Genomic DNA, 9,167 nt, shown 5'->3' with positions numbered 1-9,167 from the left:
AGAAACAGGTATTTACACAGAATTTGGGATGGGGTCTGGAAACCTACTCCAAACGTATCAACCATTTTTTAAATTCATGATTTACTAATAAATAACGTTTATTTCGTCCCTCTTTGAACTCTGCTACCATATTTAAAGTTTTCATTTTATTTATTAATGCTTTTATTTTATTTTTAGCTTGTGATTCACTAAAGTTTTCTTTGCTATTTTTTAATAGCAAAGAAATAGTTTCCTTACTCATTAAACCTATCTCTCTATGTGCGATTTCTTTGATGATTTCTTGCTCAAAATGATTAGCGCTTTTAAAAAATTCAATTTCATTTTGCGATTCATTTTGTTCTTGAATAATTTGTTCTAATGTTTTATCAGTAACATTTATTACAAATTCAATCGCTGCTTTATTTAAATAATAAGGTTTAAAATCAAGATGCTTAAAATATCCAGCCAAGTCTGAAATATTAATATCAACTTGCTTATATTGTTTAATATAACTTGCCACTCTTTGTAAATATTCTTCATTTAATAAAGGCAATTCCATTTTACTAGCAAAATCAAAAAGAGGAGCTGTTTGGGACTTAAACATATAATTTAGCTCAAGCACAGAAGCTCCTGTAAAAATTGTCTTGATATGGCTTTTGTTAATATCTAATACGGTACGTAGATTTGCAACAAAACTCTCTACTAAATTTTCATCTGTTCGAGCTAACTCTTGAATTTCATCTAAGATTAATAATAGTTTCACACCTCTCTTTGAATTATGCCGAGCAATTAAATCTAATACATCAAAAACATTTGAACTTGAAAAATTCACTTCCGTTTGTTTTTCTTGTGTATTTTTATCAGATAGCTCTAACTTACTTAACCCAAGTGCACTATTACGATCATTTTTTACATTTAATAGTGTCGTAGAACGTTGCAAAATCTTTGATTCTAAGTCTGTTAGAAATGTTTCATCATTAGCATTTTCAGCATGGAACTCAATCAATTGATTAATAAATGCTTGGCAAGTTTCTGTTTTTTCTCCATTTGTTTGAGTTCTCATAAAAGAAAAGTAGAAAACATTGTAATTTTGATTTAATGCTACTGGCAGGACATCACGAGTAAGAAATTCGGTTTTACCACGGCGACGTAAATCTGTGAGTAAAAAAGCATGGGTTACATTATTTAATGCACTTACAATTGATTTTGCATAGTTTTCCCTTGATGTAAAAAGCTCATCACTTGCTACATTGAGAAAATTACTATATGTTTTTGTTTTATTTTTGAACATTTTATTAACCAGTAGAGATAAACTATTTTAAACTATTCTAAACTATCAAAAACCATCTATCAACTATCCAAAAAAATGCGGTCAAAACTGACCGCACTTTTCATTCAACTTCACCAATTACAACGCTTCAATCGCCTTATACTGCTGTTTGAGTTTTTCTAAACCCTCAGCGTATTCTGCCATTTTTTCACGTTCTTTGGCGATAACTTGCTCTGGGGCTTTGGCTACGAAGGCTTCGTTACTGAGTTTGCCTTCAATGCGTTTTACTTCGCCATTGAGTTTTTCGATCTCTTTGGTTAAGCGAGCGAGTTCGGCTTCTTTATTGATAAAGCCTGCCATTGGCACGAATAATTCCACATTGCCGATAAGTTTAGTGACTGAAAGCGGTGCATCTTCGCCTTGAGCTAACACTTTCACTTGCTCAAGTTTGGCGATAGCTTGTAACAAGCGGTCGTTTTCTGCCAAAATTTTGCAATCGCTTTCACTGGCGTTACGCACTAATAACGCTAATGGTTTGCTTGGGGCGATATTGCATTCTGCACGAATGTTACGCACTGCCACAATTACGTCTTTCAACCAACCGATTTGAGTTTCTGCCTCTGGATCAAGTTCGCTTTCTTCTACTTTCGGGAATGGCTGTAACATAATAGTGTCGCCAGATAAATCCATCACGCCTTTTAGTTTTTGCCAAATTTCTTCAGTGATAAACGGAATAATTGGGTGAGCTAGACGTAACAATTTCTCTAAAACATTGAGAAGTGTACGACTTGCACCACGTTTTTGTGCGTCTGTGCCGTTGGCAAAAACAGGCTTGGTAAGCTCTAAATACCAGTCACAGAATTGGTTCCAAGTGAATTCGTAAATGCTGTTCGCCACTAAGTCGAAACGGTATTGCGATAACGCAGAACGGAACTCTTCAACAGTACGGTTAAAGCTGGATTGGATCCAACGATCTGCCAAGCTGTATTCCACTTCGCCTTCGCTTAAATCCAATTTGTCGTTGGTAAGCACGAAACGGCTCGCATTCCATAATTTATTACAGAAATTGCGGTAGCCTTCTAAGCGTTTCATATCCCAGTTAATATCACGTCCGTTGCTAGCTAATGCTGCAAGAGTGAAGCGTAAAGCATCCGTTCCATGTGCGGAAATACCATTCTCAAACTCTTTGCGAGTGGCTTTAGCGATTTTTTCTGCAAGCTGTGGTTGCATCATATTGCCAGTGCGTTTCTCAAGGAGATCTTCAAGGGAAATACCGTCAATCATATCAATCGGGTCAAGCACGTTACCCTTCGATTTCGACATTTTTTGCCCTTGTTCATCACGAATTAAGCCCGTTACATAAACCGTTTTGAACGGCACTTGTGGCTTGCCATTTTCATCTTTAATGAAGTGCATCGTGAACATAATCATACGAGCGACCCAAAAGAAAATGATGTCAAAGCCAGTGATTAACACATCCGTTGGGTGGAACATTTTCAGATCAGGCGTTTGTTCTGGCCAACCTAAAGTTGAGAACGTCCATAAGCCCGATGAGAACCAAGTATCTAGCACATCTTCATCTTGTTTTAAGGCTAAATCCGCTGGCAAATTATGCTTCGCTCGTGCTTCTTCTTCGCTACGAGCTACGTAGATATTGCCGTTTTCATCGTACCACGCAGGAATACGGTGTCCCCACCATAATTGGCGAGAAATACACCAATCTTGAATATCACGCATCCAAGAGAAATAGAGATTTTCATACTGTTTTGGCACAAACTGAATTTCGCCATCTTCCACTGCTTTTACCGCCACTTCCGCTAACGGTTTCACGCTCACATACCATTGGTCGGTTAGCATTGGTTCGATTGGCACACCACCACGATCACCATAAGGTACTTTTAAGTCGTGCGGTTTGATTTCATCTAACAAGCCAAGGGCTTCAAAGTCTGCCACGATCTGTTTACGAGCAGCAAAACGTTCCATTCCTTGATATTTCGCAGGAATAAGTGCGGTGTAATTTGTGCAAGGTTTTCCATCTGTACCGATAATTTCCGCTTCATCACGAATATCGGCATTTAAGGTCAGCACGTTTACCATTGGCAACTGATGACGTTTACCCACTTCATAGTCGTTGAAATCGTGGGCTGGAGTAATTTTCACCACGCCGGTACCAAATTCACGATCCACATAATCATCAGCGATAATCGGAATTTCACGATCAGCAAGAGGAAGAATAACCGTTTTACCAATCAGTGATTGATAGCGTTCATCTTCAGGGTGAACCGCCACTGCTGTATCGCCGAGCATGGTTTCAGGACGAGTGGTCGCCACTACTAAATAATCTTTACCGTCCGCCGTTTTTGCACCATTCGCTAACGGATAGCGGAAATGCCACAGCGAGCCTTTGCTCTCTTTGTTTTCCACTTCTAGGTCAGAAATTGCTGTGTGAAGTTTCGGATCCCAGTTCACCAAGCGTTTACCACGATAAATCAAGCCCTGTTCGTGCAAGCGAACAAAGACTTCTTTCACCGCATTAGACAAGCCTTCGTCCATGGTAAAACGCTCACGATCCCAGTCGATTGAGTTACCAAGGCGACGCATTTGCTGGCTGATCGTACCGCCTGAATAGGCTTTCCAATCCCAGATTTTGTTGATAAAGGCCTCACGACCATAATCGTGGCGAGTTTTGCCTTCCTCCGTCGCAATTTTACGCTCCACCACCATTTGGGTCGCAATCCCAGCATGGTCTGTCCCTGTTTGCCATAGGGTATTATTGCCTTCCATACGGTTAAAACGGATTAAGGTATCCATTAAGGTTTGCTGGAAAGCGTGCCCCATATGCAACGACCCCGTCACATTCGGTGGCGGAATAGCGATACAGTAACTTGGAACATTCGGGTTCTCAGACGGCTTAAAATAGCCCTGCTCTTCCCAGTGTTTATAAAGTGCTTGTTCTACCGCAGATGCCTCAAAGCGATCTGCCATTTGGATTTGTTTGGTCATTTTTTTCTCTTTTTTGTAAATTTTATTAAACATATTAATAATATTGCAGTTAAAGTTTGTAGCTTTCTAATATTTTCATCCATATTTCATGTAAATTGTTGAAGTCTAATTTTCCATTGTAAATTACTAATGGGACATCAGAAACTCTCATATACTCGTCATATAATTGTTCTTCTTCATTTTCATAATGTTTTTTCAAAATTTCATCATCTTTAGGCACAGGATATTTACCTGCCCATAAAATATATCCAGATAATATATCTAACAAATTAAATTCTTCTTCAGATAATTTTATCTGGGCTTCTAGAGCTAACTCTCTCAAATTATGAGTATATTTGAAATCAATATTCCTTTGCGTTAAAACAGCTTTTATTAGTAATTCAAAAGCCATTCCCATCAACATTTTATAAACATTCCAACAGAAAGGATGTTTATCCAAACTATCCCATAAAACCTTAGCAGAGGTAATCAAATCTCCTGCTCTTGAATGCCAATGCCCCGATTCATCTTTCAGGCGACTATAGTTTTTTTTGTATTGTTCTATCATACATATCTTTTTCTTATACAAGAGATCTATTTAGTGCTCTTTTTTGCATAATTTACCAAAATCTTACCGTTTTTTATTATAAAGATTATCTCTCGAGTAAGAGATTTTTTATCTTATTTGCTTTCTCACTTCGCAAGCAAAGTCTGCCAAATCTCCCCTAGCCCCTCTTTGCTAAAGAGGGGGATTATATCTTTAGCAATCAAAGATTTTTCAAAATAATTAGATCGAAAAACAAAATAAATAAACGTACATTTTCTTCGATAAAGTTTCCCTCTTTGAGCCATGAGGGGATAGGTGATATTTGGCAGAATAAGATTGCGAAGAAAATGCTGCTTTCTTTTGCAAAAATGGCTTAAAATCCCACCTCTTGCTATTTCTATTTAAAAATTACAGCCTTATCAAAAACAACTTCTACCTAAGTTTAATTCCCTTTTTGAATGAGTTTATCAATTCTTTGGCGAATTGCTTTCATTCGTTGTATAAATAATTTATCTGAAACAGTGCCAAATAAAATATCGTGCGTTGCCATAAAGCGAATTTCAGCAATTTTTTCTTCTTTCTCTGAACGAAAGGTCAAAACAATCAAAGGATCATTTTCACCTGTTTTATCAACTCTAGCGTGATAAATACCTAAATAGTAAGGAACAGCTCCCTTTGCTAGACTAGAGTCTTTTGCTCTACCAAAAACACGATCTATATTTTCCTGATAAATTTCAATAAAGTGCTGGTTATTCCATAACTCAATTAGCTCAACGATATTTTGTGAATGTTCTAAAATATCTTCATCACTAAAACCCAATTCTTTACTAATTTCCACAAAGAGTTCATGAACCTTGGCTTCAGTTATCACTATCTTTTCGACCGTCATTATTATATGACTTCAATTTTTCCTGAATAAGGTTTCTAAAATTATCTTGTTTTTCTTTTAATGTTTTACCTTGAATATCTAAATATCCAAGATTATTCGTTTTATCAATAATTTCTTTGATATATTCTGCGTTAATTGGTTGTTGCATATACGCACTCCTCTAGCACAAGTCAAAGATAAGCATTATATTATTTATACAAGCGGTTAGTTTTTCAGAAAAATTTGCAAAAACTCCTAAAAAACCCACCGCTCTTTATCTATTCTCCAAAATCGCTAAATATCGCTCTAATTCTTTCAACTCATAATCCGCAATTAAAGCTAATAATGCACTCACACCTTGCTGATTTTTATGATATTCATCAAAGCATTGATAATATTTGGCTCGGTCGGTAAATTTAATATCCACAGGTAAATAACCTTGTTTTAATAATTCAAAATTGAGTAATAAACGCCCTGTTCCGCCGTTGCCATCAATAAAAGGATGAATACTTTCAAAGGCTAAATGCAACCAACTTATGGCGTCTAAAGGATGAAGAGCGGTCAGTTTTTGTTGATATTTTGCAATTAACCGCGCCATTTCTTCGGGAATTAAATAAGGCGGTGTTGGTTCATTTTCTGCCCCTAAAATTCGCACTGGAATTTTACGATATACGCCTCGATTTTCTGCATTACTCATTAATACGAGAGAATGAATATCTTTAATAGCTCGTTCGGTTAAAGGTTCGTTATTTGCGACCAATTCATAAATATAATTAAAAGCGTCTTTAAAGCCAATAATATCTAAATGTTCTCGAATGGGCTTCTCGGCAATCGTCATACCTTCTTTTAAAATCAGCACAGTTTCACGCAAAGTGATGGTATTGCCTTCAATCGCATTGGAATTATAACTGCTTTCAATAATAAATTCTTCACGCAACCGCTGTACTTCGCTCGCCGAAAGCGGACGAAGTTGGCTAATTTTTTGTTTTAAATGGTCAATTTGAGTTAAGGTATTCATTTAATTTGCTCTAAATTCGTATTTTATAATGCCATCTTTATTATTTCTGAGCTAAATGTGTCTAGATTGATTATTTTAATTCCAATTTTTTCTAATGCATCTAAAGTTTCATTATATGTATCTGCCATTTTTTCAATATCTTCGCGAGTAGTTATGCGCGGAATCATGTATTCTTGAGCTTGTTTTTCTTTATATCGTTTTTGATTTCGTTCAATGCTTAAATCTACATTGATAGGCAATTTTACGATAACTACTTCATAACCATTTTTTACAAATGGATCTATAAGTGTTTTAGCTGTTTCTAATTTTGAAAAGGTGGCTTCAAAAACAATATTTAAACGACTTTCTATGGCTTGGTGACATAATTTTTTAGCAAATTCAAAAGAATAATTTCCGGTCTTCTTATAAGCCTCATTTCGCCCTAACTTTTCCTTAAAATCTTTAATTTTAGGGTGTAGTTTTCGATAATTGTCCGATTGAATTTTAATGAAATTACCTTTTAGCTTAGCAATAATCGTTGATTTACCACTTCCACTTACACCGGTAATAAAAATAACCCTTGGATTATAACAAGAAGAAAGGTGATTTAATTTTATCTCATTTTTCAGAATTTCTTCTACATCAGATAAATTCACTTTTGTATCTTTAGCCATTACTAAATACTCATTCTTAACTTGTCGTATTTATCACTCAATTCATAAATTTGTTCAATAATATCAACAGCTTTTACATGATCTTTTTCACATAAAGATAAATATTCATTATCCAGTTGATGTAAGCGGTACATATCTTGTTCCAAGATAGATACATCAAAATTTTCTCGTTTTAGGACAAGCATATCGGCTTTTGTGTCTGCGACTACTTCACAAACAATATCTGTTAAAACAACATAGTCGTCTTTTAAGCTTTGTACCATTTCAGCTTTTTGGTCTTGGCTTAACATGCTGATAATCTACTAAATATTAATAATCTTACCTATGATATTTTTGAGCTATAACATAGATTTTATAAATATCAAACAGCCCTCGATGAGAGAGCTGTTTGAATAGTTTAAGTTACCAATAAAACATTATCTTGTTGGTTATAAGTTTCTTATTTACTTTTCTCAGAAACTTGCTCAAAAATTTCCACAAACTCTACTGGCAACCGCTGAATTGCTTGAGCTTTAATCTGCTCAGGAATTTGTTTATAAAATGCTTCTGCAATTGAGCCAGTAATAGCTGCTAAGGTATCCGAGTCGCCACCGAGTGAAATTGCCAATCGAATGGAATCTTCAAAATCTTTGCTCTCTAAAAAAGCCACAATCGCTTGCGGAACAGTGCCTTGACAGCTTTCATCAAAGGAATAATTAGGGCGAATTTGATCGCAAGTGCGATCTAAATTATAGTCAAATTTTTGTTCAATAAATTGCTTTATTGTTTCCTTACTTTCGCCTTTTCTTGCTAAAAAAATTGCTGCAGCAGTTGCTTGTGCGCCTTTAATGCCTTCAGGGTGATTATGGGTAATATCCGCTGAACGTTTGGCATACTCTAACACTGATTCCATATCATCACATAACCAACCGACTGCCGATACTCGCATTGCTGAGCCATTGCCCCAACTATTGTAAGGCTGAGGCTCCCAACGTGGATTAAGCCAGCGAGCAAACATCCCGCCATAGCCAGAATTACGGTATCTGTTACCCCATTTTCTTAGGGTATCGGGCAAATCAATTTGAAAGCCACTCAACGCCCATTCTGCGATAGCGACACTACAAACAGTATCATCTGTAAAACAGCATTCAGAGGTAAAAAGCTCGAAATCTGTACCTTTGTAATTATTAAACTCAAAACGTGAGCCAATAATGTCACCAATTGTTGCACCAAACATAATTAAATCTCCTATCAGTTAATAAATCGCTGATAATAATAACTATAATAGCGACAAAATATGTCATATAAAATTCACTAGCTTTATTGGATGTACACAAATATCCAATATTGCTAGTGAACAGAATAAAACTATTTCAACACAGCTAAAGCAGCTTCATAGTTTGGCTCTTGTTTGATTTCAGATACTAATTCGCTATGTAAAACTTTGTTATCTTCATCTAACACGACAACCGCTCTTGCTGTTAAACCAGCTAAAGAGCTTGTGCTAATATCTACGCCTAAAGTGCGGTGCAATTCTTTGTTACGAAATGTCGATAAAGTCACCGCACTTTCAATGCCTTCTGCACCACAGAAACGCCCTTGTGCAAATGGTAAGTCTGCTGAAATACATAACACTACGGTGTTATCTAAATTTGCTGCTTCTTGGTTAAATTTGCGCACAGACATAGCGCAAATACCCGTATCAATGCTTGGAAATATGTTCAATACTTTACGCTTTCCAGCAAAATCAGCTAGAGCAATTTCAGCTAATTCTTTGTTGACTAAAACGAAGTTATCGATTTTGTCGCCCGCTTTGGCAAAGTTACCTGATACTTCAATGGGCGCTCCTGCCAATGTGATTTGAGCCATAA

Annotated in this window: 10 protein-coding genes; all 10 read right to left on the bottom strand. The window is 36.2% G+C overall.

Going from position 1 to position 9,167, the window contains the following annotated elements; genetic code table 11:
- Positions 1–43: 43 nt before the first annotated feature.
- Complete coding sequence (locus tag B0186_RS05855; RefSeq protein ID WP_078218439.1) at positions 44–1,270, bottom strand: ATP-binding protein; 1,227 nt, start codon at positions 1,268–1,270, stop codon at positions 44–46.
- A 117-nt stretch (positions 1,271–1,387) separates the two neighbouring features.
- A complete protein-coding gene (locus B0186_RS05850; RefSeq protein ID WP_078218438.1) occupies positions 1,388–4,252 on the bottom strand; it encodes a valine--tRNA ligase in 2,865 nt (954 codons plus the stop codon).
- Positions 4,253–4,301: 49 nt separating this feature from the next.
- The gene (locus B0186_RS05845; protein WP_078218437.1) at positions 4,302–4,799 is read right to left on the bottom strand and encodes a HEPN domain-containing protein; all 498 of its coding nucleotides are present in this window, start codon (positions 4,797–4,799) and stop codon (positions 4,302–4,304) included.
- Between the two features lie 421 nt (positions 4,800–5,220).
- Entirely contained in the window at positions 5,221–5,667 is a 447-nt protein-coding gene (locus B0186_RS05840) for a hypothetical protein (RefSeq protein WP_078218436.1), read from the bottom strand.
- Complete coding sequence (locus B0186_RS11655; RefSeq protein WP_158077965.1) at positions 5,639–5,815, bottom strand: hypothetical protein; 177 nt, start codon at positions 5,813–5,815, stop codon at positions 5,639–5,641. Before B0186_RS11655 ends, B0186_RS05840 begins: the two co-directional genes overlap by 29 nt.
- A gap of 105 nt (positions 5,816–5,920) precedes the next feature.
- Positions 5,921–6,664 carry a Fic family protein gene (locus B0186_RS05835; RefSeq protein WP_078218435.1) on the bottom strand — a complete coding sequence of 248 codons (744 nt, stop codon included), beginning with the start codon at positions 6,662–6,664 and terminating at the stop codon, positions 5,921–5,923.
- A 23-nt stretch (positions 6,665–6,687) separates the two neighbouring features.
- Positions 6,688–7,317 carry a zeta toxin family protein gene (locus B0186_RS05830; protein WP_078218434.1) on the bottom strand — a complete coding sequence of 210 codons (630 nt, stop codon included), beginning with the start codon at positions 7,315–7,317 and terminating at the stop codon, positions 6,688–6,690.
- A gap of 2 nt (positions 7,318–7,319) precedes the next feature.
- Positions 7,320–7,607, bottom strand: coding sequence for a hypothetical protein (locus B0186_RS05825; protein WP_078218433.1), 288 nt, complete (start codon positions 7,605–7,607; stop codon positions 7,320–7,322).
- 149 nt (positions 7,608–7,756) lie between these two features.
- Positions 7,757–8,533 (bottom strand): ADP-ribosylglycohydrolase family protein, encoded by a 777-nt coding sequence (locus B0186_RS05820; protein WP_078218432.1) that lies wholly within the window; start codon positions 8,531–8,533, stop codon positions 7,757–7,759.
- 131 nt (positions 8,534–8,664) lie between these two features.
- A complete protein-coding gene (gene tpx / locus B0186_RS05815; protein ID WP_078218431.1) occupies positions 8,665–9,165 on the bottom strand; it encodes a thiol peroxidase in 501 nt (166 codons plus the stop codon).
- Positions 9,166–9,167 lie beyond the last annotated feature (2 nt).

It is taken from the genome of Canicola haemoglobinophilus (genome assembly GCF_002015075.1).
Taxonomy (GTDB): domain Bacteria; phylum Pseudomonadota; class Gammaproteobacteria; order Enterobacterales; family Pasteurellaceae; genus Canicola; species Canicola haemoglobinophilus.
The sequence above is the reverse complement of the archived record's forward strand: the minus strand, read 5'-3'. Positions and strand labels throughout refer to the sequence as shown.